At 53.0% G+C, this 26,074-nt stretch carries 24 protein-coding genes, 1 tRNA gene and 1 pseudogene; 14 read left to right on the forward strand and 12 right to left on the reverse strand.

Annotated features, from left to right (window positions below; genetic code table 11):
* Positions 1 to 48: 48 nt before the first annotated feature.
* Positions 49 to 1,230, reverse strand: a complete 1,182-nt coding sequence (locus tag BLW66_RS14370) for an MFS transporter (protein ID WP_089947860.1) — start codon at positions 1,228 to 1,230, stop codon at positions 49 to 51.
* 84 nt (positions 1,231 to 1,314) lie between these two features.
* Between BLW66_RS14370 and BLW66_RS14375 the strand changes: the two genes are divergently transcribed.
* From BLW66_RS14375 to BLW66_RS14405, 7 genes and pseudogenes are all read left to right on the forward strand, one after another.
* Positions 1,315 to 2,211, forward strand: coding sequence for a LysR family transcriptional regulator (locus BLW66_RS14375; protein WP_089947994.1), 897 nt, complete (start codon positions 1,315 to 1,317; stop codon positions 2,209 to 2,211).
* 290 nt (positions 2,212 to 2,501) lie between these two features.
* Complete coding sequence (locus BLW66_RS14380) at positions 2,502 to 3,314, forward strand: transglutaminase-like domain-containing protein (protein WP_244508657.1); 813 nt, start codon at positions 2,502 to 2,504, stop codon at positions 3,312 to 3,314.
* A gap of 47 nt (positions 3,315 to 3,361) precedes the next feature.
* Positions 3,362 to 4,789, forward strand: a complete 1,428-nt coding sequence (locus BLW66_RS14385) for a circularly permuted type 2 ATP-grasp protein (RefSeq protein ID WP_089947862.1) — start codon at positions 3,362 to 3,364, stop codon at positions 4,787 to 4,789.
* A gap of 4 nt (positions 4,790 to 4,793) precedes the next feature.
* A complete protein-coding gene (locus BLW66_RS14390; protein WP_089947863.1) occupies positions 4,794 to 5,735 on the forward strand; it encodes an alpha-E domain-containing protein in 942 nt (313 codons plus the stop codon).
* Between the two features lie 12 nt (positions 5,736 to 5,747).
* Positions 5,748 to 6,545: a transglutaminase family protein gene (locus BLW66_RS14395; RefSeq protein ID WP_089947864.1), complete on the forward strand. Its 798-nt coding sequence runs from the start codon at positions 5,748 to 5,750 to the stop codon at positions 6,543 to 6,545.
* 46 nt (positions 6,546 to 6,591) lie between these two features.
* The gene (locus BLW66_RS14400; protein ID WP_089947865.1) at positions 6,592 to 7,326 is read left to right on the forward strand and encodes a proteasome-type protease; all 735 of its coding nucleotides are present in this window, start codon (positions 6,592 to 6,594) and stop codon (positions 7,324 to 7,326) included.
* A 247-nt stretch (positions 7,327 to 7,573) separates the two neighbouring features.
* A pseudogene (locus BLW66_RS14405) lies at positions 7,574 to 7,839 on the forward strand (transposase); the annotation flags it as partial.
* 161 nt (positions 7,840 to 8,000) lie between these two features.
* Here BLW66_RS14405 and BLW66_RS14410 read toward each other — a convergent pair.
* Positions 8,001 to 8,741, reverse strand: coding sequence for an acyl-homoserine-lactone synthase (locus tag BLW66_RS14410; protein ID WP_089947866.1), 741 nt, complete (start codon positions 8,739 to 8,741; stop codon positions 8,001 to 8,003).
* Positions 8,742 to 8,893: 152 nt separating this feature from the next.
* Between BLW66_RS14410 and BLW66_RS14415 the strand changes: the two genes are divergently transcribed.
* The 3 genes from BLW66_RS14415 to BLW66_RS14430 all read left to right on the forward strand — a co-directional run bounded on the left by BLW66_RS14415 (position 8,894) and on the right by BLW66_RS14430 (position 12,541).
* Positions 8,894 to 10,288 (forward strand): sensor histidine kinase, encoded by a 1,395-nt coding sequence (locus BLW66_RS14415; protein WP_089947867.1) that lies wholly within the window; start codon positions 8,894 to 8,896, stop codon positions 10,286 to 10,288.
* 574 nt (positions 10,289 to 10,862) lie between these two features.
* Positions 10,863 to 11,573, forward strand: coding sequence for an RraA family protein (locus tag BLW66_RS14425; RefSeq protein WP_089947869.1), 711 nt, complete (start codon positions 10,863 to 10,865; stop codon positions 11,571 to 11,573).
* Positions 11,574 to 11,578: 5 nt separating this feature from the next.
* Complete coding sequence (locus tag BLW66_RS14430) at positions 11,579 to 12,541, forward strand: 2-hydroxyacid dehydrogenase (protein WP_089947995.1); 963 nt, start codon at positions 11,579 to 11,581, stop codon at positions 12,539 to 12,541.
* A gap of 529 nt (positions 12,542 to 13,070) precedes the next feature.
* Here BLW66_RS14430 and BLW66_RS14435 read toward each other — a convergent pair.
* The 5 genes from BLW66_RS14435 to BLW66_RS17975 all read right to left on the reverse strand — a co-directional run bounded on the left by BLW66_RS14435 (position 13,071) and on the right by BLW66_RS17975 (position 18,147).
* Positions 13,071 to 14,606 carry a tyrosine-type recombinase/integrase gene (locus BLW66_RS14435; RefSeq protein ID WP_170833488.1) on the reverse strand — a complete coding sequence of 512 codons (1,536 nt, stop codon included), beginning with the start codon at positions 14,604 to 14,606 and terminating at the stop codon, positions 13,071 to 13,073.
* A 397-nt stretch (positions 14,607 to 15,003) separates the two neighbouring features.
* The gene (locus BLW66_RS14445) at positions 15,004 to 15,219 is read right to left on the reverse strand and encodes a MerR family transcriptional regulator (protein ID WP_089947872.1); all 216 of its coding nucleotides are present in this window, start codon (positions 15,217 to 15,219) and stop codon (positions 15,004 to 15,006) included.
* A gap of 115 nt (positions 15,220 to 15,334) precedes the next feature.
* On the reverse strand, positions 15,335 to 16,192 hold the full coding sequence (locus tag BLW66_RS14450; protein WP_089947873.1) for a hypothetical protein: 858 nt from the start codon (positions 16,190 to 16,192) through the stop codon (positions 15,335 to 15,337).
* A complete protein-coding gene (locus tag BLW66_RS14455) occupies positions 16,185 to 17,393 on the reverse strand; it encodes a tyrosine-type recombinase/integrase (protein ID WP_244508658.1) in 1,209 nt (402 codons plus the stop codon). The genes BLW66_RS14450 and BLW66_RS14455 overlap by 8 nt, the downstream gene beginning before the upstream one ends.
* Before the next feature lie 484 nt (positions 17,394 to 17,877).
* Positions 17,878 to 18,147, reverse strand: coding sequence for a hypothetical protein (locus BLW66_RS17975; RefSeq protein WP_170833489.1), 270 nt, complete (start codon positions 18,145 to 18,147; stop codon positions 17,878 to 17,880).
* Between the two features lie 229 nt (positions 18,148 to 18,376).
* Here BLW66_RS17975 and BLW66_RS14460 point away from each other — a divergent pair, with 229 nt between their 5' ends.
* On the forward strand, positions 18,377 to 18,910 hold the full coding sequence (locus tag BLW66_RS14460; RefSeq protein WP_066598841.1) for a glyoxalase superfamily protein: 534 nt from the start codon (positions 18,377 to 18,379) through the stop codon (positions 18,908 to 18,910).
* 356 nt (positions 18,911 to 19,266) lie between these two features.
* Here the strand turns inward: BLW66_RS14460 and BLW66_RS14465 are convergent, their stop codons facing one another.
* Positions 19,267 to 19,737 (reverse strand): SRPBCC family protein, encoded by a 471-nt coding sequence (locus BLW66_RS14465; RefSeq protein WP_089947874.1) that lies wholly within the window; start codon positions 19,735 to 19,737, stop codon positions 19,267 to 19,269.
* Positions 19,738 to 19,834: 97 nt separating this feature from the next.
* On the opposite strand from BLW66_RS14465, the gene BLW66_RS18240 reads away from it, so the two are divergent.
* Entirely contained in the window at positions 19,835 to 20,167 is a 333-nt protein-coding gene (locus BLW66_RS18240) for a winged helix-turn-helix transcriptional regulator (protein ID WP_089947875.1), read from the forward strand.
* 441 nt (positions 20,168 to 20,608) lie between these two features.
* Here the strand turns inward: BLW66_RS18240 and BLW66_RS14475 are convergent, their stop codons facing one another.
* A complete protein-coding gene (locus BLW66_RS14475) occupies positions 20,609 to 21,280 on the reverse strand; it encodes an SOS response-associated peptidase (protein ID WP_089947876.1) in 672 nt (223 codons plus the stop codon).
* A 1,488-nt stretch (positions 21,281 to 22,768) separates the two neighbouring features.
* On the opposite strand from BLW66_RS14475, the gene BLW66_RS14480 reads away from it, so the two are divergent.
* Positions 22,769 to 23,317 carry a recombinase family protein gene (locus BLW66_RS14480; protein ID WP_089947877.1) on the forward strand — a complete coding sequence of 183 codons (549 nt, stop codon included), beginning with the start codon at positions 22,769 to 22,771 and terminating at the stop codon, positions 23,315 to 23,317.
* A 108-nt stretch (positions 23,318 to 23,425) separates the two neighbouring features.
* Positions 23,426 to 23,596 (forward strand): hypothetical protein, encoded by a 171-nt coding sequence (locus tag BLW66_RS17980; RefSeq protein ID WP_170833490.1) that lies wholly within the window; start codon positions 23,426 to 23,428, stop codon positions 23,594 to 23,596.
* Positions 23,597 to 23,623: 27 nt separating this feature from the next.
* Here the strand turns inward: BLW66_RS17980 and BLW66_RS14485 are convergent, their stop codons facing one another.
* The 3 genes from BLW66_RS14485 to BLW66_RS14495 form a co-directional block, all read right to left on the reverse strand.
* A complete protein-coding gene (locus BLW66_RS14485) occupies positions 23,624 to 25,045 on the reverse strand; it encodes a tyrosine-type recombinase/integrase (RefSeq protein ID WP_170833491.1) in 1,422 nt (473 codons plus the stop codon).
* Positions 25,046 to 25,108: 63 nt separating this feature from the next.
* Positions 25,109 to 25,198: transfer RNA gene (locus BLW66_RS14490), tRNA-Ser, on the reverse strand.
* 71 nt (positions 25,199 to 25,269) lie between these two features.
* A complete protein-coding gene (locus BLW66_RS14495; protein ID WP_089947879.1) occupies positions 25,270 to 25,914 on the reverse strand; it encodes a hypothetical protein in 645 nt (214 codons plus the stop codon).
* Positions 25,915 to 26,074: the final 160 nt, after the last annotated feature.

Raw genomic sequence — 26,074 nt, forward strand, 5'->3', positions numbered from 1 at the left:
TTCAATGATTTGCCCCGCCGCACCAAAGATACGGCGGGGCAAATGAGGTTATTCAGCAGCAACAGCTTGGGGTGCTGTTGCGTTCAAGCGACCAGACAGGCGCACCAGAACGATCCCGATAACCACCACACCAGCGGCGATGTAGGGGGCCGCGGCAAGGCCGATGCCTTCCACCACAAGTCCACCAGCCCATGCGCCGCCGGCAATGCCGAGGTTGAACGCACCGATGTTTAGGCCGGACGCCACATCCACCGCACCGGGCGAGACTTCGCGTGCGATTTGCACGACGTAAGACTGCAGCGGCGGCACGTTGGCGAAGGCAAAGCCACCCCAGAAGGCCGCAACCGCGATCGCTGCAATCGGGCTGGTGAGGAGCGCGCCGAGTGCGACCAGAGATATGGCAAGGCCAGCAAAGATCACGGTCAGGGACGGCACTGCACCGATACGGTCGGCCAGTTTACCGCCTGCAATGTTTCCCACCGCGACAGATGCACCGTAGAGCAGCAGCACAAGGCTGACCGCGCCTGCAGACAGACCCGTGACTTCGTTCAGCATCGGCGCGAGGAAGGTGAAGGCGATGAAATTGCCGCCATAGCCGACAGCCGTGATCAGATAAACCAGCAAAAGTCGTGGCGAGGTCAGCACCTGTAGTTGGGCTTTGATCCCCGCTGATGCGGTCTTGGTCAGATTGGCGGGCACCAAGATGGCGGAAGCGATGAAACCGATCACGCCAAGCGCGACAACGCCAAGAAAAGTTGACTGCCAGCCGAAGTTTTGGCCGATAAACGTCCCCAAGGGAACACCCGTCACAAGCGCGACGGTCAAACCAAGGAACACCAGCGCAATGGCCGAGCTTTCCTTTTCAGGTTCCACAAGATCGGTCGCGATAGTCGAAGCGATTGCAAAGAACACACCGTGGGCGAGACCGGTGATAAAGCGCGCAGCCACAAGGCTGCCATAATCCGGCGCAAAGGCGGCATAAGCATTGCCGAGGGTGAACAGTGCCAGCAAGAGCAGCAACAGCGTCTTACGAGGCACGCGGTCGGCCATGGCGGTCAGCACTGGCGCGCCGATGGTCACGCCAAGGGCGTAAAGGCTGACCAACAGGCCAGCAGAAGGAATGGAAACGCCAAGATCGGCGGCAATGGTGGGAAGCAAGCCGACGATAACGAACTCGGTCGTTCCGACGGCAAAAGCGCTGATGGTCAGCGCCCAAAGGGCAAGTGGCATCGGTTTTCTCCAATAAATTTGATGTCGACGCCGTATATGCCTGTCGTTATCTATTGCGAGAACAGACAAGTTTGGAATGGATCATTGCAGAAACTGCACGAATTGCTACGCATGGGGGATTTGGCCGCCTTCGTCGGGATCGTCGATGATGGGGGCTTTGCTGAATCCGCGCGGCGCAGAGGGGTGTCTGCCTCTACGCTCAGCCGATCAGTCACGCGGCTGGAAGAGCAATTGAAGGTCATGCTGTTGCGGCGCACGACGCGATCCATCGAGATCACCCCCGAAGGCGCCGCAGTTCTGGCTGAGGCGCGCGAGATTTTGAACCGCAGCGAAGCCCTGCAAGAGATCGCTACCAGCGGACAGGCCCCCGCCGGGCCACTGCGTGTAAACGCACCGGTTCCTTACGTCTTGCATGTTCTCGCCCCGCGTCTGGCAGAATTTCACGCGCAATACCCCGGCATCCAGTTGTCTATCGACATGACGGACACGCTGGTGGATCTGATCGGCAGTCACGCAGATGTTGCCATTCGACTGGGCCAGCTGCCCGATAGCGACATGTTGCACCGCCCCTTGGGGCGCACGGCTTGGAAATTAGTGGCTGCGCCGGACTATCTTGATCGCAACGGTTGGCCCAAAACTCCAGCCGACCTCGCACAGCTGGAGCAAGTTCGGTTCGCGGCACCAGATCATATCAACACGCTGCGCTTCGCCGGTCTGGCCACCCCAGTATCCGTGCCCCCCTCCGTGACTGCGAACAATGGGGAGGCCGTGCGCCAAATGGTATTAGGCGGACTGGGAATCGCGCGGTTTTCCGATTTCATGATCGCAGACGACATCCAAGCCGGACGTTTGATTGAGCTATTTCCCGGACAACTCGACGCCGCACCTTTGAATATCTCTGCGCTTTACCTTACCCGCGTCTCGGGGTTGCGGCGACTGGGGGTCTTTCTTGACTGGGTGGGCAGCATTGGTGGAGGCTAAGTCAAGCGAGCGCCTTTCATCATGTATAATGCTTCCGGGCAAAGCGTGGCCTCCAGAAGGTTGCTCCCCGTCAATCTTGTATAGACATATTTTTAGATGCCGGCTTTCGTGAAGCTGCACCGCAGGGGCGCGGCGCTATGTGAACGGCTGCTAAGGGCCGTTCGCGACGTTCGGCAAAGGGGGCGGATACCGATCATTCGCTGCAGGTGCTAATTTCTGCTTCAAGGTACTGCGGTGCGGGTTCCTGTTCGAAAAAACATCGACACTTCGCGCGATAAGTGAGAGTTTGCATGTCTTGCATTTTCGCCTGTAAGGATTTCTTTTTGCTCCTATCGATTCAAGCCCATCTCATCTACACGACTGCGCAACCGTGCGCCCTATTGCTGCAGATCGAGGCTGCGCAAGGTATCGACCAGAGATTACGCGACACGACACTTCGCATCTCGCCAGATGTTGAAACCTCGTGTGTTGATGGTGAAGAACAGGTCGGAACACGGCGTTGGGTGCGTGTGGCCGATGAGTTTGACTGCTCCTATCAAACGCAGGTCGCAGTAGATCGGCACATTGTTGAACTAGCTGATCTGGCGGCCATGCAGCTTTGCCAGCTTCCCAGCGAGGTCACAAAGTATCTCATGCCCTCACGATATTGCCACCCAGAGGACTTCCTTAATTCTGTTCCAGCCTTGTTTGGGGCGTACCGTGGTGGAGCGCTGATTGAGAAGATGTCGGCATGGATTAAGGATCAGTTTACGTATAACAACCTTGCAAGCCATGGCGCGACAACCGCAACGGACAGCTTTGGCGCGCGTGCAGGGGTGTGTCGTGACTATGCGCATGTCTTGATTGCAATGGCGCGGGCCGTGGGCATTCCCGCCCGATTTGTCAGTGCCTATGCGCCTGATGTCAGTCCTCAGGATTTTCATGCCGTGGCAGAGGTTTACCTAGAAGGCCAATGGCATTTGGTTGACCCGACGGGCATGGCTAAGGTCAGCGAAATTGCACGCATTGGGGTAGGCCGAGACGCGGCAGACGTCTCTTTTATGACGTCTTACGGTCAGATGACGCTTAAAAAACAGGCGGTTACTGTGTCTCGCTGCGCGTGATTAACAATTCACATTGCTAAACATGCGACAAAGTTTAGTCTGTTTCTATGGATTTAGAACGCCGCCACTTTGATGAAATGCTTTTGAGTTCAGATGGCGTCCGCGCACCGTACGCAGAATACCAAAGGTGGTTTGCAAACGAAGATCCCTCGCGTCTTGCGAAGAAATCGAAGGAAGCCGAGGCGTTCTTTCGGCGTACAGGCATTACCTTCAATGTCTATGGCCAAGCCGCTGCCCAAGAACGACTGATCCCGTTCGATTTGATCCCTCGCATTATTGCGAACCGCGAGTGGACGAAACTGTCCAAAGGGATCACGCAACGTGTTTGTGCCATCAATGCATTCTTGCATGACATCTATCACCGACAAGAAATTCTACGTGCGGGGATCGTGCCGACGGAGCTCATTTCGCGCAATGAAGCGTTCTTACCGCAGATGATCGGTTTCACCCCTCCGGGTAAAGTGTACACTCACATCGTTGGAACTGATCTTGTGCGCACGGGTGAAGATGATTTCTACGTGCTGGAGGATAACGCCCGTACGCCTTCGGGTGTGTCCTACATGCTCGAAAATCGCGAAACGATGCTGCATATGTTCCCCGAACTGTTCAGCCAGATTAAGGTTCAGCGCGTCAGTGACTACCCCAAGAACCTGAGGCGCTCGCTAGCCGCTTGTGCGCCTGACCGATGCGTTGGCAAACCTACTGTGGCCATTTTAACGCCTGGCATTCACAACTCTGCCTATTTTGAGCATTCGTTTCTCGCCGACCAAATGGGCGTCGAGCTTGTAGAAGGCCATGACCTAATGGTTGTGGACGGCCACATCGCAATGCGTACGACCAAGGGCTATAAAACCATAGATGTCCTGTATCGTCGGGTGGATGATGAGTACCTTGATCCGCTTAACTTCAACCCCGACTCTATGCTGGGTGTGCCCGGTATCATGGATGTCTACCGTGCTGGAAACATCACGATTGCCAACGCTCCTGGTACAGGGATTTCCGACGACAAAGCTATATACTCGTACATGCCCGATATCATCGAATTTTATACGGGTGAGAAAGCGATTTTGAAGAATGTCGAGACGTGGCGGTGTTCAGAGCCAGACTCACTCGCGTATGTCCTCGAACACCTGCCAGAACTAGTTGTGAAAGAGGTCCACGGCTCGGGCGGCTACGGGATGCTTGTGGGGCCCGCGGCCAGCAAAAAAGAGCTTTCAACCTTTGCCGCCAAATTGCGCCGCAACCCAAGTAACTACATCGCGCAGCCGACGCTGTCGCTGTCGACGGTTCCCATCTTTGCCAAAAAGGGGCTTGCGCCGCGTCACGTTGACCTACGCCCATTTGCTCTCGTCTCACCCAAGGGCGTCGACATCACACCTGGCGGGCTGACCCGCGTGGCACTGAAGGCTGGCTCTCTGGTGGTTAACTCAAGTCAGGGCGGCGGCACCAAAGACACTTGGGTTCTGGAGGACTAGCAGGATGCTTGGAAAAACCGCAGGTGGCCTGTACTGGATGTTTCGCTTTTTGGAGCGTTGCGAGAATACCGCCCGCCTCGTCGAAGCGGGTTTTCGGATCGCGCTGACACGCTCCAATGATCCGGTCTCCGAATGGAAGTCGGTTGTCTCCACAGCGGGCGCGCGCAGCAATTACGACGCCAAGTATGACACCTACGAGGCCGCCTATGTGGTGGATTTTCTACTGCGAGACACTGCCAATCCGTCCAGTGCTCTTTCCGCAGTCGAGAAAGCGCGAACGAACGCGCGTATGGTCCGAACAGCGTTGACTACAGAAGTTTGGGAAGCGGTTAATGAAGGCTGGATGGGCATTAAGGAGACACTCAAGTCGCCTATCAAAGAAACTGACTTACCAGCCGTCCTCGGAGAAATTCGCCGCCATAGCGCCTTGGTTCGCGGGGCTCTGCACGGAACTATGTTGCGCAATGATATCTATGACTTCACTCAGATTGGCTTGGCATTGGAGCGGGCAGATAATACGGCGCGGATTATTGATGTAAAATATTACACATTACTACCTTCAGCCAGCTTTGTGGGCTCTACATTAGACAATGTGCAATGGGAAACCATACTAAGGTCCGTCTCTGCCCACCGGTCATTTAGGTGGCTCAATGATGAAAACATGACGCCATCCAGTGTCGCTGACTTTCTCATTTTGGACCCCCGCTTTCCACGTTCCTTGTCCTTTTGCAGCCGAATTCTAGAAGAGAGCCTCGGCTTTCTCGCCAAGGATTATGGCGCGCGCTTTACCTGCCACGACATGATTAGCGCACAACGGGATAAGTTACGCGAGCACACGATTGCGACGATTTTTGACGAGGGGCTACATCAATTCATCACCGCGTATATCGACGACATCAACGCTATCGGGCAGCAGATCGAAAAAGACTATCGATTCATCGGGTAGGCAATTGAGACTATGAAGCTGAAAATTTCACATACGACGAAATACACCTATGATGCGCCGGTCTCCTATGGCTTGCAGCAAGTGCGATTGACCCCAACCTCGACCAAGCACCAAACGGTTTTGAACTGGAATGTTTCGATCTCGGGAGGAAAACGGGAGCTCGAATTTCAAGATCAATACCAAAACCATACGCTGTTGGTTCAAGCTGAAGCAGGCACGACCGAAGTCTCGGTACAGGTCTCAGGCGAAATCGAGACCCATTCGTCGGATGGTGTTTTCGGAAAAGTTTACGGATCAGCTCCACTTTGGCATTTTTGCCAAAGTACGCCACGCACAATACCTGGACGCGGTATTCACAAACTGGCCCAAAACATTCGTGCCAACGACGATGTGTTGACCAGTCTTCACGCATTGTCAGAGACAATCCTTGCGCAGGCTCCCTATGGTGAAGCAAATACGTTTGCAGGCACAAGCGCAGAAGAGGCGCTTACGGCCCGTGGGGGCGTCTGCCAAGACCACGCGCAAATATTTGTTTCAGCGGCGCGCGTCGCAGGTATTCCTGCACGCTACGTCAGTGGATACCTCATGATGGACGACCGTATCGATCAAGATGCCAGTCACGCTTGGGCCGAAGCCCATATCGTGGGGCTCGGGTGGGTCGGCTTTGACGTCTCGAATGGCATTTCACCAGATGAGCGTTACGTCAGGGTTGCAACGGGCCTCGATTCACGGGATGCGGCACCGATTACCGGCATTCGCAGGGGGGCGATGGCGGAGACGATGATTGTATCGCTGCAAATTCAGCAATAGATACGAGTTACTGTTTCGTTTTTCTATCCCGTACTGGACCAAGACAATGACCTATTGCGTCGGACTAAAATTGAATAAGGGGTTGGTTTTTATGTCCGACACCCGCACCAATGCAGGCGTCGATAATTTTTCGGTCACGCGAAAAATGTTCACTTGGGATGTTCCCGGTGAGCGGGTCATAACTCTTATGACATCGGGCAATCTGGCAACGACCCAATCGTTGATCAGCCTTCTCGAGGAACGCTCCAAAGTGGCGACGGAACGCAGCCCCTCCATGTTGGAACTGCCGACGATGTTCCAGATCGCCCGGCTTGTTGGTTCGACATTGCGAGAGGTGATTTCCGATAGCCATGCGGAGGGACAAGAAGCGTCGTCGAAATTCAAAGCCTCCGTAATCCTAGGCGGCCAAATTAAAGGCGGCGCCCCTACGATGTTTTTGATTTACCCCGAAGGCAACTTCATTGAAGTGACGGACGACAATCCGTTCTTCCAGATCGGCGAAGCCAAATACGGAAAGCCGATCCTTGTGAGGGCCTACGATCCTGATATGTCATTTGAAGACGCCGTTAAGCTTCTGATTGTCTCGTTTGATTCAACGATTAAGGCAAATTTATCTGTCGGGTTACCGCTTGATCTTCAACTCTACCTTCAAGACAGCTTTGAAGTCTCCGACAAGCCTAGGATCGAAGTGGACGATGCGTATTACCAAGCGGTTTCTTCAAGCTGGGGTGATGCCTTGCGCAACGCGCTGGCCCAGTTACCAAGCTATAAGATCAACTGATCGGGTATCAAAAGCAGACCTTGAGGCTAGAAATGGGTGGCGGCAAGGTCCCGCCCTGCTGACCTCGGATCGCCGAGACAGCTGCCTGGTGGGCCGAACGGCAGCTTTCGAAAATCTGCACTGCAGCGAGTGACAGACTGTCTTAAGTCAGCGCTTACGGGTCCAAATAGGGCAATTTGCTAAGAGAGGGCTTGTTGCTCATCGTAGCCGGCGAGGAGTGGGCGATGAGAAAGACAACGAAGAGCCTCGGCGAGATTCATCTGAAGAGAAGATCCGGATTGTGCTGGATGGGCTGCGGGTCGAGGACAGCATTGCAGAGCTGTGCCGCCGTGAAGGCATATCGCAGGGCATCTACTACAAATGGTCAAGGACTTCATGGAAGCCGGTAAGCGGCGTCTGGCAGGCGACACAGCACGTGCCGCGAACACCGATGAGGTGAAGGATCTACGTCGGGAAGCGCGTGATTTGAAAGAGGTCGTGGCGGAGCAAACGCTCGAACTGCGGCTTCTCAAAATGTCTAACGTCAGCGCTTATGTGTCCAAATAGCGTTATTTGATAAGAGAGTGTTCTTGGCTCATCGTAACCACCGAAGAGTGGAAGATGATACAGGCAAATAGAACCCGCAAAAGCGCAGGGGGAAAATCAAAATCGTGATGGATGTCCTGCAACGCTACTTATATTCCGGCGACGTGCATAATCGCGGCCTGAGAGGTGTCTCCGTCCATTGTTATCTTCGGCCCCAGCGGCAACGCTCCCATACCAAGGCGTTCTAACCAGCGCTTGAAAACGTACGGGACAATGCCAACGACGTGTGATGCTCCCTCATCAACGGCAGCCTTAGCCATCTCTACCATCAGAAGCGATTGCACCATCATACGACGTTTAGCTGGCACGTTGGAAGAAACAAACAGCCGTGTGGCCTCCCAAACATAGTCGGCGGTCGGAGCCCGCTCGTAAAGAACATGCTGAGGTATCGTGTTTATGACACCCAATTGTGCATCACGCAGCATGTAACTGTAGCAACCACAACGCGCTTTCGTTGGTAGAATTCTAATACCGGCCAGTATTTCACCATATTCGTGCAGCACGATAGACCTACTTTGGGGAGTATCGTATTGATCAAACTCCATCCCATCCGTCTGCGGCAAGTCCCACGATTTAGTATCAATGAACACATGCTTCCGCGCGCGAAGAAAATCCCCATAAAGTTCGCCATGTGCGTGCGCATTGGCTACTGAAAGAACCGATGCATGAATTCTACCAGCTCCCTCATTTGCTTTAAAAATTCTGAGTGAGGTCAAGTTTTCTTGAGTTGAATGAAGGGGGGCTTTCGAGCTTTTCGAAGATGCCGGAGAAATTTCAGGTAAGGCTTTCCTTACTTGCGCATCAATGTCCTTTGGGAAGGTGTATCCCATGTTTTTTGCCTTTAGTTTTCATGTGCTAATGTTTTCATAACTTAACAATTGTGCTTAGTAATGCCACAATTAAAACATCAATACCTCCGACTGACTGCTTAGATGAAACAATAGGCCCTCAATTAAAAATCAGCCTAAGGAGCTGCCTGGCATTGTTGAATTCAACTTCCGATGAGCCTGCACAAGAGCTTGAAATCATCAAGCAACAGCGGCGTAGAGTTCGCGACTACGCAAAAGTTGGGTTGCAACTTCTTGCTCAACGCATCGTGATATATACTGTAGCGGTCGGCTTGGCAGGGTTCTACTATGACTGGCTTATTGCCGGTGCATTCTACGCTATCGTAGTCGCTTGTGAAATATACGACCTGTTCGTCTTTCGCCGGATCATGAAGCTGCGTGTTTGGCGCGCCGCGGATTTAAGTCGTGCCATGTCGCATATATATCTCGGAACAGTTTTCAGCTCATTCGCGGTCGCTCTCTTCGCAATATCGTTTGCCTTGCAGCAGGACCCCGAGTCAGGTCACTTCATGCCAGTATTCATGCTCATTTCAGCGTCAATATTTGCAGCAATGAACAATCACCAGTTCTTGTTAGTTCTTGGTATACGTCTTACGATCTATGTCTCGGCAATTCTGCTCATTCCAATTTACGACATCTGGATCACATCCGCACCCATAACGTCAGAAGTTTGGTTGCATTTTTTTACAGTGATTTTTGTTCTGGCCTTTCTGGTAGAGCTGGCGCGAAGCTTTATGGGTGGGTACTCTGAGGCTCAAAAAAGTCGAAGCAGGCTGGAAGAAGAGCATGAGCGCACCAAAGCCGCATTCCTTGCTAAAAACCAGTTTCTGTCTACCATCAGTCATGAGCTTAGAACGCCGCTTACATCAATCAAAGGTGCACTCGCCCTGGTCGATTCAGGCGCATTAGGTGAGTTGCCCGAAAAAGCTCGTGGTCCAATAAAAATCGCTGATCGGAACACGCACAGATTGGCCAACCTCGTCGATGACCTTTTACTTTTGCAGAAGGCGGACGGTGGAAAATTAGAGTTGACAGAAGAAGTTTTCGATCTCGGGGAGTTGGTGATAGATGCTACGGAACTTTTCAGACCCTACGCCGAAAGCGCCAAAGTAGGCATTGAACTGAAGGTCAAGAGGGATGAGTTTTGGGTTCGAGGAGATCGCAAAAAAATTGTGCAGGTCGTTACCAACCTGCTGTCTAATGCTGCAAAGTTTTCAAATGGTCGCGGTGAAATTTTAATCAGCGTGCAAAGGGAAGGCGGCCACATCTGTCTTCGAGTTACTGATCACGGTATCGGAATTCCCGAGGGGGCGGATCGCAAAGTCTTTGAAGAATTTGGCCAAGTTGACTCCACCGACACACGAAAGTTTCAAGGAACAGGTCTCGGTTTAAACATCTCAAAACGCATAATCGAGGCACATGGGGGGCATATTTATTACGAGAGTGTATTGGGCAAAGGCTCCACATTCTATGTCGAAATGCTGGACACAACCCGCTACCCTTTACCCGCCAGAAGCATGCTAAGTTAGTATGTAGAGAGCGGGCCAAAGCATGAAAAATTTCAATCAACAGCGAAGCCATTGCAATAAAATCTGGTTTGTTATTTTTATCTGAGCAGGTGCTCATCTTGTGGGCTCCGCGCTAATGGGAGGCCCAATTTAAAAATCATTACTCTGGTCTCAACCGCAACCTCGGGTCTGTTTGCTGAGTCGCAAACCCCAATGGTTCGGCGCGGAACTCGGATAACCGGACTGGCTGCGCTGGAGTGCGATGCATCCGGCCGCCGGATGCGTGTTTCATGGGCGGATGTGACAAGGCGGTGGCGATTTATTTGAGAGGGCGGCAGATCCGCGCGTATGCGATTTGCCCTACCTTCTTTCGCCCGTAGCTGGTCGCCCAGACTTTTAACAAAGTTGAACGGCCAGCATGGGTCAAACGGAGAGATCAAACTAGGCCGAGTAGGCGAGGTCGAGGAGGTCATGGGGGCCGCGATGAATTCGGCGTCGGAAATCGCTAAGCTTGGCACAGGAATATCACTGCTGATTGACACAAAGCCGCCGCAGGAAACTCTCACCTAATTTCCACCTAAGAGGACAAGTACGTATGACTGATACTGCACTACCGGATAACCTTTTAGCGCTGCTACGCGAAGTCGATACTCCGACAGTTTGTAACGCGATAGAAGTGGCGCAGGGCAAGCGAGGATTCAACCGTTTTACTCGCGGCACTATGCAGCATTCCCAACCCGGAGATCCTGCCATCGTGGGATTTGCCCGCACGGCACGCATCGCGGGTCTTGCGCCGTCGGCCGAGGCACCTGAAGTCATCCGAGAACGCCGGATGGATTATTTCAGGTCGATGGCGGATGGTAGCGGGCCAACTGCTGCGGTGATCGAGGATGTCGATTTCCCAAATTGCATCGCTGGCTGGTGGGGCGAGGTGCACGTCGCCGTACACAAGGGGCTTGGCCTTGCAGGAGCGGTGACCAACGGTGTCTTGCGCGATCTTGACGTGATCGATGACGGCTTTCCGGTGCTAGCTGGATCCCTCGGGCCAAGCCACGGTTTCGTTCATGTCGTCGAGATCGGAACAGAAGTTTGCATTATGGGTATGCGGGTGGCGCAGGGAGAATTAATTCACGCGGACCGGCATGGTGCAGTCGTCATCCCGAGTGAGGTCATCCCCGCTCTCAAACAGGCAATCGACACCGTCGTCGCCAGCGAAAAAATCGTCCTCTGCCCCGCCCGCGAACCCGGATTTGACATCAACAAGCTGGAAGAGGCCTGGGCAAAGTTTGAGGCCGCAAGAACATGAGAAATATGTTGGTAAAACCTAGGGTTCTGGTGCTACGGAAGCTGACTGCGGAGGTCGAAGAACGTCTAGCCAAAACATATGAGGCGGTGTTCAGCCTCGACGATAAGCCGATGGTGCCTGAGGCGATCGCCCAAGCGCTATACGATTATGAGGCCCTCGTGCCGACAGTCAGTGACCGGATCACTGCGGTGATGCTAAAGGGCGCGGGGGTGCGGACACGGATGATTGCCAATGTCGGTGTTGGTTGCTCGAACATCGACGTTGCAGCGGCTAGAGATGCTGGCATTGCGGTGTCGAATACGCCGGACGTTCTGACTGATGCCACTGCCGACACCGCGCTGCTCTTAATTCTATCGGTAACCCGCCGCGCCTTTGCTGCCGAGAAGATGCTGCGCGAGGGCCGATGGGGTGGATTCTCAATTGTCGGTGGGTTGGGGGCCAGTATTCAGGATAAGGTGCTGGGGATTATCGGGATGGGCCGCATCGGTCAGGCCGTCGCGCGTAGGGCCGCCTTAGGGTTTGGGATGAAAATCGTTTACTATAATCGCTCACCAGTGAGTGGCCTTGGGTTTGAAGCTCAGGGGTTAGACAGCATCGATGCTGTGATGGCGGTGGCCGATGTGGTGTCGGTCCATGTGCCGGGTGGTGGTGGCACGCCGTTGGTGACAGCCGCGCATATCGCCCGCATGAAGCCCTCGGCTTATCTGGTTAATACCGCTCGCGGCGACAGTCTTGACCAAACCGCCTTGATCGCGGCGCTGGCTGGAAAACGCATAGCCGGGGCCGGGTTCGACGTCTTCGCCAAAGAGCCAGAAGTGCCAGAAACGCTGCGCAAGATGGAGAATGTGACGCTTCTGCCCCATATTGGGTCTGCGACTGAAGAGGTGCGCACCGCTATGGGGCACATGGCTGTCGACAATCTCGATGCATACTTCGAGGGCAGAGCACTTCCTAGCCGCGTCGTGTGATCCAAAACTGAAAATCGGCAGGCGGATCTAAAAAGGTAAGGCGGATGTCTGCAAAGCGTGCTGTCTCACTAACGGACTCGTGGTCGTTGGTTTGTTGATCTGGTCTTGGGCGATTTGGGAGCACACAGATAAAACTAGGAGTTAGCAAAACTTGATGGATGTCATCCTAGGATAAGCGACAGCCTCATGACGACGTAGTCATTAACCACTTCTTCGCCTTAATGCATTGTTCGGAGGTCCACGACAGCCACATGAATGCCTTGACCCTCAATTGGATCATTTGGCCGCGGCAAAAAGAACGTTCCCGTTGATAGCTGTCACCGCCCTCAGCACATCTCGCCGCCCAAGTAAGACAGGGCCAACCCCAGCACTCAATCGCAGTGGTATAGGGGCGGGTCGCCATTGCCGCGCTCCAACATGCCGTTGATAAACTACTCTTACAGCTTTCCGACAATGTCAGTTAACATACAATGGGGTTTAGGATGGATACCGGTGGCCATGCTACCCAGCCCTCGGAGTATTTCGATTTTTACAGTGTCCGATTCTGGCGCTCAAGAACCAACCATTTGGCCCGCTCAAACTCTGGCGTTCCTGGAACCAGTTCATGCTCGTGATACCGCAGCATTAGCTCCATATCCTCTACCGGAACACCTTCCCCGCTATGGAATGCCTCGAAGATTTCTGAGACACGCTCTTCCGTAATGTTCTCGTAATACCGCTGAGTCACATCTTCGTTCTCATGCCCCATGTTAACCGACCAAGCCTTAGAGGCTTCAAGTGACTGGCAGATCTTCAAACGCAATTGCCCGATAAAGTGCTTTGCTGAATGCGGAGAAAAGTTCTTATTTATTCCTCGGGAGGCTGATTGAAAGGCGGACGAGACCGCGTGCGTCGACGACATGGGTGAAATTGAAGGCGATTGCGACCTATCGATAGTTCCTGAGAAGTGTTTGTCGTCTGGGAACAATGCATCGTCATCGCTATAACCCAGGCCGATCAGCTCCTCTTTCCACGCCACCACCACTTCAACAAAGATCGGTGGAACCGGGAAGAATTTGATCCTGAGGCTTTTGCCGTTTTTTGTCCTTGAGCGCCGCGCATCTTGCACCACGATCTGGTGGTCGGCATCCAAGTGTCGGACTCGCAAGGATGTGATCGTGTCAGCCCGTAAAGCCGCCAGGAAGGCAATGGCAACCATGGCCCTATCACGCCTTTCCTTGATGGTCTCGGCGGGCGCTAATTCGATCATTTGGGAAGCTTCATTTTCAGTTGGGACGGGTCTGGTCTCGCCTGAGAGAGCCGAAGCACTGAACTTCTTGGGCAGTTCGAAGTAACCGGGCAAGGTTCGATCCAGATCGTGAAACCTGTCTTGGACAATCAGCCACTCGAAGAATGACTTCAGGTGCGACACAAGGTGACGCACCGTCGATACGCTCAACCGATCTTCCCCGAAGGATTCAGCGCTAGATTTTAGATGTTCGCGAAACTGCGACACGTCCTTTTTGGTAACTTTGGAAAAGTCTTTACCACTACAAAAAGCTTCAAACCGGCGAATGGCAGCGATTTTAGCGGAAACGGTTTTAACCGACCAACGGCCCGCAAACTGGCGCCATTCATGAAGAATGCGGTCATTGATGAAATAACAGACCTCATCGATCAGATCGCTGTCATTCCCAATACCAGCTGGGATTTGATCCTTTACTTCGTCCAGCGCTTCCAAGCTGGTATTTGTATTGGCACAATCTAGAATCTTGTCGCAATCAATCTCATTCACTCTCTTGGTCACAATGGCTGCGCACGCAAAACACACGGCGCGAACAGCAAATCCGCCGTTCTCTAACACTCGTTTTTCAACGGACTTCGTGTCGGGAAATACGCGCTCCTTGCATGAAAAACATTTGAACTGGCCAATGCGCAGGGGCGTGCTTCCAGTTGTCCGCTTGGCATCATGAAACCGCTTCACTTCGGCCCCGTTAAAGACATACGGAACGCCTCCGTCTGATGGGCGAAGTCCGTCCTTGATCCAATTCGATACAGTGTTCCGAGTTACATCAAACAGCCCCATGAGCTCCTCGACTGAATAGACAAGGTGCTTCTTTGGTCGCACATGTTTGTACGACCGGCTCATACCGGCGCTTTCTGGCTCGTCTTGGAGCGCTTGCCGCTCTGCCGAGACCGAGCGCGATTTTCGAACGCAATCAACTGGTCTTCTGACCACCGGCTCGTACCTGGTGACAGCTTAACCGGCGCAGGGAAGTGCTCATTGTGCTTAACCCAACGCCAAACGGTCGCGTGCGAAACGCTATAGCGTTTCATGACTTCATCGATGGTCAGGAACTGGACCTTACGAGGGCTCGCAACAGCGCTTTTGGGAGCGCCGCGAACCTTGGGTTTGCACGCCGTTGTCTCGCTAGGCCGCTTTTGGGAATTTTCCACGCCAAACAGGTCAGCCTGAGCACGCATTAGCTCTTGCTCCGCAAAGCCGGGTCGACCCGGCAAGCCTCGGCCCACGCGTTCAGGTCCGCCCCACGGTAGATGACCTTCCTCCCGAGCTTGTAGAAGGCAGGGCCCATGTTTTTGTGACGCCACTGTGCGAGCTTGTCGCGGTCACCGATCAGATCAAGTTCGGGGTCGCCGAGAACGTAGTTCTTGGAATTATCGAAGATACTATCTGACATAACTGGATTCCCTTGAGTTGCTTTGGGTATCCCGTGTTTGTGTTCGTCAGTTGGTTTCTGTGAAGTGGGCCAAAAGGGTCAAAAATCATCAGAGACTTTTGACCTTAGTTTTGACCTAGTTCTTCAGTCTTTTGACCGCCCTTTTGACCGTCGACTCAGAAACGGTAGCACCTAGGGCCGCTTCAATTTGGCGATGCATCTCCTTGAGAGGTACATTTGGAATCCCTGTCGGATAGATTTGTTGGATGGCCGAGACGATACCGCCAATTTTAGACGGCCTGCCTGTTTGAACTGGATTGTCTTTGCAAGCGAAGAACTCGGAAACGTAAGTTGGACATGACTTCGACCAATCGGCAAGATCGCCATCATCGATACAAAATGACCATCCAGGGAATTCATCGACAAATCTGTTCACATATTCTTTGTGGAATGCATCACTTGCCCAAGGTGGCACAGTATCGGGTACGACAAATTGTAGCCGTTCGAAAACATAGGGAAGCGTGTGAAAGCGAGCGCTTTCTATATTAATCTGACCTATGCCAACTTCGCTCGGTTTTGGGTAAGCGTTCGTCCATGCTTCAGGGGCGTCGTGGTATTGCTTCCAAGGCTTAAACCGAACTGAGCCAAATCGTTGCAGAAACTCTCCATTTAAGCCTGCCTCTTCTGGGTTCTCTGCAATACGAGTGCTCTCAAAAACAGACGCGTTTTTGTAGATTTTGTTGTATTGTCGGTCTAATGCTACATCCACTCTTGCTATTCGCTGCAGATCCTTGGCGACGACAATCCTATGATCGAGAAACGATTTAAGAAAAATTTGCTCACAGATATCTGCTGGAGAACCAACGTAATAAGATCTTTTGGCTTGATCCCCCGCATAGTCATCGGCAGCATTGGCGTATATCTGAACAAAGTGCTTTGAGGTAAATTCCCGCCAAAGCTTAGCAAAGGACGTATACCCTAATGGACTAAACATCGATGAACCTCCCTTCACGTCCCGACACGAAACTTGACCACCTCTTCATCAAGCTACGCCGTTTGTCCAAAAGGTCAGACCGCGCGTATGCCCTCTCGACATCCGATCCGACCCTATGCGCCAGACACATTTCCGCCACCTCTCGCGGCGCATTGGCGACTTCGGAGGCCCAGTCGCGGAACGTCGAGCGCAGCCCGTGCACCGTCGCGTCCCCATTCGTTACACGGCGCAGCAACATCAGCATCGACATATTGGACAAGGGCCTGTGCCGCTTCTGCCCTTCAAACACGAACTCCGAGTTCATCGCGCGCAACTCTTCGACAATAGACAGCATTTGAGGCGTCATCGGGACCCTATGCGCGGACCCAGTTTTCATGCGCTCCGCCGGGCAGGTCCAAACCCGCGCCTCAAGGTCTAATTCCTCCCAGCGCATTTTAAGCACCTCTGTCGTGCGGGATGCAGACAATGCAGTAAACATCAGCGCTTTCGCAGCCATGCCATCGCGCGTCCTCAATACCTCAAACAACCCAGGCATATCTTGCCAGCGAACTGCTTTGTGATGCTTTGGCTTCGCGGACATCCTCGGCAAAACTTGGGCGTCTTTGATCGCAGTCACCGGGTTCTCACCGGACCGAAACCCTTTTGAGCGTGCCACGTCCAACACAGTTTTAATCCGTTGAGACAACCTGCGGGCGGTTTCGTGCTTGTCGGTCCAGATTGGCGCCAAGCACATCAGCACCTCCGGCTGGTCAATACTATCAATTGGCATGCGCCCAATCTTGGGAAAGGCATAGTCACGCAAGGTGTTGATCCATTGCTGCCCATGCTTGGGATTTTTCCAAGTTGGCATGCGATCAATATGGACTTGCTGCGCGACCTCCTCAAAGGTCGGGACCTCTCGGGTGGCCGTAAATCTTGGGTTCAGGCCCTGCTTGGCCATGCGGCGATATTCCAGCGCTCGGTCGCGGGCCTGGTTGATCGTGACTATATCTGCCCCGCCCAAGCCAAAGTCGGTCCGCAAGGGAGCACCCTTCTTGTTCTTTTGACCTTTAACAACCACGCGAACAATCCAACGCCGCGCACCGGATGGATCTACAACCAGATACAACCCATTCCCGTCGCCATGCCGACCCGGTCCAAGGTTCTCTACCAACTTCTTCGTAAGCTTACCGCCCAGCGTTGCCACCATTAAATACCACATTCCGTACCACTCAAGAAAAGTATACGAGCACTATCGAAAGAAATCGAGGGAAACTTAAACGACGGGAAAATCCCAATAAAATAAGGCAAAAGGGCCGCCCAAGGCGACCCAATCAAAGTGACTAAAAATGTATAATGGCGGAGACGAAGGGATACTTACCCGACCTCGCTAAGTCGCTGTAACAAAAGGATATTCAGTCGAAGCGTTGTCCATTCAGCATGTTGTCCCTTATGGACCACACAGTATGCACAATGGAATTCGAAGTCTAGTCAAACAGGCGCACTCGCGGGCAATCTCTAAGGCCTGTCCGAGAGAAAGGGAAATCGCCAATAATAAGAAATCGAACTTTAAACCAACTGAGGAAATGTCGGCGAGTTGATGCTCAGCCGAGAGCGTCAAAATCCGCAAGCTAACCTTAAGGTTTGCAATATCTTCATTACCCGCCGCGATGGGCGGTTTGCAGACATTCTCTGCAGGTGCGTGATCATTGGTTCGTATTGTGAAAAGCCGACATTCTCCCCCCTGCCTGCGCCGTAGCTCTTGCTGCGCCATCCACCAAGGTCAGCAATGCGCAGATAGCGACCTTTGCAAAGTTTAACCCGCTTCCCAACAGCGGACCTTCATGCAGACAGCGGCGAACAGCAACTTCGAGCCCAGACTTACCTATGCTGCTTTGTGCATGAATGACCGCTTTCACGGGTATCCCAAAAACCTTCAACATTGGCTGGGTTTTGAATGGGGTTTTTGACAGCATAAATTGGAGTGTTTTAGGGCCGTGTCAAAAACGAGCGTTTTTGGTGGGCACACAAAGCAGGTCTTGACCAACTTTACTGAATATGGCCTTCTTACCTCGGTTTGTGTTGCCAGCCGCTCGCGCCCTGTTGGGTAAGGTGAAAATGCTCTAATGTTTAATTCAAACACTCCGTCCAGCATTTGGTCGGTAAAGCGAGCGCCGTAAACAATTTGCTGGCATGGAGATCATCATGAACAGTGTAGATCAGGCCAAATCTATGGCCCGCAAACTTCGGTCAGCCTTGGCCAAAGGCGACAAAGATATTTCCCACTCAGAGGCTTTGGAGCTCGTTGCAAACACGTTGGGATATTCAGATTGGAACACAGCATCGGCCAAACTGGAAGGTGCTGTTTCTAACGCGATCAGCTTCGGTAAAATCTGCCCTATCATCCGCATTTTTGATGAGGCCAAAGCAAGAGAGTTCTACTGCGGGTTTCTTGGCTTCGAAGTCGCATTTGAGCATCGTCACGAAAAGCAACTGCCGCTCTACATGGGCGTCGAGCGTGCCGGTGCGCTTTTACATCTTACAGAGCATCATGGCGACGCAAGCCCCGGATCGAACGTATTTTTGCCAACGCAAAAAATTCGAATGTTTCATAAGGAGCTTTCGGATAAGCAGTATTCCTTCGGGCGTCCTGATTTGGAAGAATTGCCGTGGGGCCTGCAAATCCAAGTGCATGACCCATTTGGCAACAGAATTCGGTTTTGCGAACAAGTGTCCTGAGTAAAGAACTGGGGCAGGCCAGCTACCGTTGGTCTGCCACTCTAGCCGAGACGCTCCAAAAATGACCGTTTTTAGAACGCGAAAATCAAGGCCGACTGAATACCCATTCTCCGAAGTCCGTCATTGGCGCAGCCGCAGCGAAAGCACGGTTTGTCCCGCATCTTGTCAGTTCGTGACACGCGCCGCGAAGGTCTTCTATCTCAAATTTCTGTCGGAGGCTGTGAGTCCGCTCTGGGCTGGGACCAGTCATCGAGACAACTCTAAGAAGGCACTGATGATCAAACATCGTGTGCTGCATTGCCGCAGGTCGGCTTTGAGCCCAGACTCACCGATGCTGCACGTGGGATGAGTGTCTGCTAAGTTAAGATATGTGGGCTTGGTTCTTCGCCACACAAGAACGATTTCAGGCTGTTTTTGAAGAAGTGGTTCCAGCCATCAAGGCAAATCCCCCAACAGTTCAGTGTCGGCGTCAATCCATCATGTGTCATCTTAATCTCAGTCTTGTCTCCAACCGCTTTGAATTCCCAAATGATCTTTGTTCCTAGCCATTCTTGATCGATCTCTTCTGGTTGGCCTTCGACTTTATGATGCGCATCTGTGCAAATCATCTCGATTCGACCAGGTCTTTCGAAAGACGTGGCCTCAAAAGTCCAATACCCGTAATCGGGCGGGAAGCGCGCAGTCACTTTGTCACCAACGCCGCCTAGGCCACCTTCGACAGATCGGGTCCACCACTTGCCCATCTGTGTCGCAACAGCTTGAAAACAGGCTTCTTGAGGTGCAGATACTTGAATGATTTCTTCATAGTTTTTTGACGGTTCGACCATGCTAAGCTCCATTTTTCTGGTTTAATCTAGAATTACTCATCACACTCGGTTTGAAAAGTAGGCAGTATTTTGATACTTAAGTATCAAAAAGATACTAATGGAGCTTCAATTGCACGACAAATCCAGTTCGAATCTTTGTCCCGCACCACTTGTCTTCGCGATGATCGGTGGAAAATGGAAGCTGTCGATACTGCAGATACTCATCTTTGATGGAACAAAGAGGTTTGGAGAGCTTCGGAAAGCGATCCCTGAAATCACACAGACGATGCTTACAAAGCAACTACGGGATCTTGAGCGCGATGGTCTTGTTAAAAGAAAAGTCTATGCCGAGGTGCCGCCAAAAGTAGAATATAGCGCCACTGAAGACAGCGTCGGACTAATGCCCGCATTCAAGGAAATGCACTCATGGTGGGAAACACGAGAGCGTTAACCAAAGATCCCAAAAATGCAGCAACATCGCTACGAAATATGGTCGGAAATTGAAGACGCCCGACCGAAAGCAGACGTTGCCGAAGCAATCCTAAATGGCGGCTTTGTCCCGCTCTGCCGACCTTCATCCACCGAAAATGCTGCACGGTGGACGAATGGCCGGTCTGGTGAAGCTGCACCGCAGCGCTCGGCAATGAAGCGAACGGCCGGTCAGGGCCGCGAGTTTCAGTGGTCCTGACCTCTGCGGATGTCTGGAGGGTCCGCACCCAATGATACGCCCTTCAAAGCACACTCGCCTTGTACATGCACCTTGATCTCTCCTTCCGTACAGCCCAGCGCACATTGAATTGGCATGTGATCCTGACAATAAGGAGCCCCACCATCAAGCACGAAGAGGTTAGCGGGATGAAGGAGGGCTTGGTCTAACTGGTGATGCAGTGCCTCAGAGCATGTCAGCTTTCTCAGTCTCCCCAGACTTCAACACTTGCATACCTTCAGCTGGATATGGACGAAGCAAGCTTCCAGCATCCTCTATCGTGCCTTTCATCCATGGCTCATAGTCTTCCGGCGCAAGGATGACGGGCATACGTTCAGGGTGTACCGGCTTTACCAGCTCGTTTGCCGTGGTAGTTATCATGGTGAAACAGGGGCATTCTTGCGGACCTTCTGCCCCCTCGAACCGTGAAAGGGTCCACATCCCCGCAAAGGCGAACGGAGGGCGCTTCTCCTCGCCTGTGAGGCCAAACCAATAGTAAGTTGCAGGTTGCCGTCCCTTAGCCTCACAGAAAGCGGTGGCGGGGATTAAGCACCGACGCTCTTTAAAGCTGCTTCTCCATAAGCCAGATTTGAGCAGCTTATCATCTCTTGCATTGTTCCATGCGGCGGGCTGCAGCGTCTTGCCTGTCTTTTTGCTGGTCTTGGTCGTCCTGAAGCCCCACGACAGGCTGACAAGCTCGTTCTCCCCTTCCGAGTTCAATCGGACCACATGCCCCTGATACTTCGGCCAAATTGCAGAAAGTGGCTCAGCATTCCCTAAGTGGACATTACTTGGAAGCACGTCGAACATTTGCCGCATGGCCTCAACGGCAGTGGTGTTTGAGTAAAGGTTGCACATTCGTTATGCCTTTTCGTCGCGCCACACCCATTTGACAACTTGGCGAACCGGACGGCGAACTGTCAAGTCGGTCAAGGTTGAGCTAGCCGGAACACACCATGTCACGTCAACCTCTCTAGTTTTGCAGCGAGAGCAAGGAAATGGCGGAACATGCAACTCGTGATCTGGCCCCAGCACTTGGACGAGGTCAGCCGCCCAGAAGTTAACGGTGCGGCGACAGAACGGACACCGGACAGTAATCAGCATGCCTAGGCTGGCACCATGGCAGAGGCGCTGATTTTTAAACCTATTAGCAGAGGGGCGAGCGGCTGGCATGATAGGAACATACAGGGAACAAATATGGAAGCAAAGTCCACAGAACCATCCTCAACCTAATACTTGTCAGCCGATAGATACCCCAAGATCAAGAGCGAAGCGGTGAGATGGATAAGCCGAAGAACAGGCTCTAGGGACCCAACACCCATGAGCCGCGCGATAGCCCTTGAGGGGCACCAGTGGGGGCGTAAGTGCTCGAGGTGCGTGGACGCTCAAGAGCCTTATAAATAAGGGGTTTTAATTAAGTTCCACCATTAGAGCTAATGCCCCGCTGTTGCTATATAGTAGCTATAGGGCTGTAGCTTATGCTTCATCGTGTCTGGTAGCAGGGTGGGGAGGTATTAGCTTAGGCTAAGCTTAAGGGTGAGACCCATTGCCTAGCTTTGGGGTCTTACCTCCCCCCGCCTCCAACCTTCATGCCTAGCTAGTGCTTTCATGCGCCGAACTAGGTAGCGGGCCAATTAAGTTCCACCATCAGGGAAGCTTAAGCTATTACCCTCCCTCCTCCCCCAAGGAGGAAGAAGACCTTAAGGGTAAAAGCTTATGCTATAGCTAAAGCTACTGACACTAAGTGGAATGAGGGTCTATATGCTGCGGGTCGGTTGAAGCTAGAGCCTGACGCAATACAACTAAGCAATAGCTGGTACGCTACCTGTAGGGATGCCTCAGAAGTGATTTAGGGGTCAAATCTCTGAGGGCCTAATATAGGTACAGCGACTGGCTTTTTACCCCCGCCCCTACCCAGCGCCCCTACAGTGGGCAGTGCTTCTCTTTGGTGAAAGGGCATCAAGTCCACTCGGACTGCGTCTGTCTGACGCTCTCAGCGGCTCTCCGCAGCGGTTGCGTTGATATCAAGCGAGAGCGAAGCCTGAGCCGCCACCATCAAAACTATAGCTCGGACCGCAGGCCAGCCGAAGCCGCCCTATAGGGGGGGCTTAGCTGGATCGACTGCTGCCAGATACGACCCTTCTCCATTGCCCGTTTGGTTGGGTGGCATCGCCGCCACGAGACCCATTCTAAAAGCTTCATACCCTTAGCAAGTTGAGGGTGTTCCGCTAGGCTATACCCCAAGAGAACACACCTGCTGTACAGATTGATTGTACTTTTAGGGTTGATTTATGTGTTTTGTTACACCAGACACAAAGGGTCTAGAGGCAAAAGGAACACTTAAGTATGGCGATTTATGGTTACGCACGGGTATCAACAACAGACCAAGACCTGACAATACAACGCAAGGCGCTTGATGCGGCGGGGTGTGAGATCATTAGGGAAGAGAAGGTTAGCGGGACAAGCAGGCAGGGTCGCGTTGAACTGAAGACCCTGCTTGAGTTCCTAAGGGATGGCGACACATTGGTGGTCACGCGACTTGATCGCCTTGCACGGTCAATGGATGATCTATCCAGCATTGCTCGTGAGCTTCACAGTAAGGGGGTGGCGCTTAAGGCGACAGAGCAGCCTGTGGATACTGGAACAGCAGCAGGCAAAGCGTTCTTTCAAATGCTTGGGGTCTTTGCAGAGTTCGAGACCAACTTGCGCAAGGAAAGGCAGCTAGAGGGCATAGCGAAGGCGAAGGCTGACGGGGTCTATAAGGGGCGCAAGGCGTCTATCGATGTGAACGAGGTGAAGCGAATGAGGAACGAAGAGGGGAAGGGTGCGACCGAGATAGCAAGAGCGCTAGGGATTGCCAGAACATCAGTTTACCGATTGCTTGAGAGCTCTTGATTTCTGTGCGCTTTACTATTTGTTCTTGTCGCGAGACTGTCAGGTTTAGTTCAATCTCGATACAAAGCTAATGGGGAGGCAGTCTCCCCCTTCAACGAGGAATACTTCATGCTCAATAACATCGGCCTTCCTGGGCTGTTTCTCATTTTCATTGCTTTAGTAGTGATATTACCCATCGGGCTCATTGTGAGTTCAAACAAGCGCAAGGCTGCTGAGAGAAAGCGTATGGCCGACGCGCTTGAGGCAATTGCAAAGTCCAAGAAAGACGACGAACTTTAACGCGATCAGCCGCGATTTGGCTGTCTACTAATACCCCCTAAGGTAACCCATTCTCTCCAGCTCGTCCCACACGCTCTGCTGTGCCTTCTCCAACTGCTCCTCACGCAACCCATGATCGTAGACGGAAGACGAGGTGCGTGGGCCTGCCCAGCCGCCAAGGTCATTGATAGCCGCTTCATCAACGCCAGCACGACGCGCAACGGTTCGCCAAGTGTGGCGCGTGGAGTGAAGCGCCAAACGTCCATCTGTCTCCTTGCCTAATACCTTTCGCCGAAAGCGAGTGAACCACTGTGAGACCGCTGCAGCCTTACCAGAGGCTGGCCTTACGGGCCATTCGGGGAAAACCCTACCTGACTTCCCATGCGTTTCCACACGGGCCTGCAGCAGCTCTCTAGCGCTACCTACAACTGGGATAAAACGGGAGGCGTTCTTGGTCTTGCCATCTAGCAGATCGAAGCCTGACCGATCTTTTCTTACTTGGCTGCTAGCAATCATCGCAAGCTCGTCGGCGCGGCAGCCTGTAGCTATTGCAAGGCGGATCAAATCACCCTCCTTGGTGCCCCGCTCTGTTTTTCCCAACAGCTTACTAAACTCCTTGGGCTGGTAATCCTGCCTGACCTGCTCACGCTGGCTGGAGCTGCGGCTGATACCGCGCTTAAAGACCCAAGGGTTATTATAGTCGGCTGGCAGGTGGTCATTCTCGTCGGCCCAAACCCAAAGCATCTTCAACAAGTTGATGTTCTTGGATATGGTTTGTGGAGACAGGCCTTGAGGACTGCGCCCATGACGAATGGAAGGCAGGTATTCATCGCGAAAGCGACGGGCAAGCTGTGGAGTTACATCTTCCAAGCAAGCAGTCTCCGCATCGTCCTCAAGGAAGGCACGAAGATGCTTCATCGCCGTATCAAGGCTCATGACGGTTGTGCGCTTTAATGGGTTGTAGTCGTAGGGGTTACCAACACGGCGGGCCTCTACATACTGCGAATGAGCGAACACAAGTGGATACCCAGCGCCCGTAGCGACACGGGCGAACCTCTTTATCTGGTCATGCGGAATGCCTCTAGCCGAAGCCTGCTCAACCTTGTCGCCCAACACGAATTCGACCCCAACATTGAATGGGTCTCCATCCTCTTGAGCCTTTATGTTTGCAGCCTCCACTTGATCACGCCAATCCACGGCAGAAGCCAGAGAGAACGCCTCCCGCTCACCAAGGCTATTCTGAAGCTTGCGAATATCACCCAGCGCGATGTCACGGAGCTTACGAGCTTCTGGAAGCCGACGCGTCCCAAGACCTCGTTTTATCTCTTTAGCTAGAGGCTTTCCGTCCCACGGATTGGGAACACCAACCAAGTTAGGCGGTGTCACCATTCTGAATACCCAACTCCTACCGGAGCCGCGAGGTTGAACGAGGTAGTGCATGTCCTCTTTCTCGGCCTTTTTGTGGTCCATTATGGACAACAAGCCTTTGGACATCGCTCTAAAAACCTCACAATAACAGCACGTTAGGGGTGGTGGCGGAGACGAAGGGATTCGAACCCTCGAGACCCTTCCGGGCCTACTCCCTTAGCAGGGGAGCGCCTTCGACCACTCGGCCACGTCTCCGCCGACCCGTTTAGCGATAGCTGTGCGGGGCGGCAACCTAAAATAGCATGCCTGTTGAAATTCCCTCAAACTTACGGGAGGCGCGCGTCTTTTCTGATCACTTGCTGGGTGTTTACAACCTCAAAGCTGGCCCCGAGCAAGGCGCGGTCACCGGGAACAAAGTACTGCTTCATTTCCAGATGCGCGGGCGCCATCGTCACTGGCGTTTTCGCCTTGTCGCGCATGGCGCTGTCAGGGCTTACCGAGCCAGTGGCGGGCTTGCCCTTACCAACCCACGCTTTCATCGTGGTTTTCAGCCGTGCACGCCCCACGTAGCCGCAGTCGTGCCATTCCTTCGGAATGACCAGCAACGCCTGCGCCGCGCGGGCCAGAGAGATGTCATGCGCCTCGGCCCACTCGCAGACCTTCAAGAAGTTGTCGTAGTCAAGCCACCAGCCACCTGCCATGGATGATCCTGCGCCGTAGACGTTTTTGGACGCTGTTCCGAAGAACCGGAAGTAGGAGCCCGGCCGCAACTTGACCTCTTGCGGCGCGAACATGCCACCGTTGTGCACGATCGCGCCATCCACATCCTTGGCGTAGTCCAGTTGGTATCCGTCTGGTGAACCGGTCAGCCCCGTGGGGCGCATGCCTTGCGCGATGGCCTTCCAGAAGCCGTATCCGGCCCCCTCAAAGCAGTGGAAATTATTGTCGGGGCGCGTTTTGGGACCTGCCATGGGGGGAGAACCTTTGCCAATTTGGAATCACTGAAATCAATAGCGATATACTGACACAATCGGTGCAAAACAAAACAGATTTTAGTCTGCGGGTGGAAGGTCAGATGGCCTAGCTTTAGTGGCTTCGGCCGGCCCAGAATGGGTAGCCGGACTTTCGCGG

It is taken from the genome of Litoreibacter albidus (assembly GCF_900107015.1).
Classification (GTDB): Bacteria; Pseudomonadota; Alphaproteobacteria; order Rhodobacterales; family Rhodobacteraceae; genus Litoreibacter; species Litoreibacter albidus.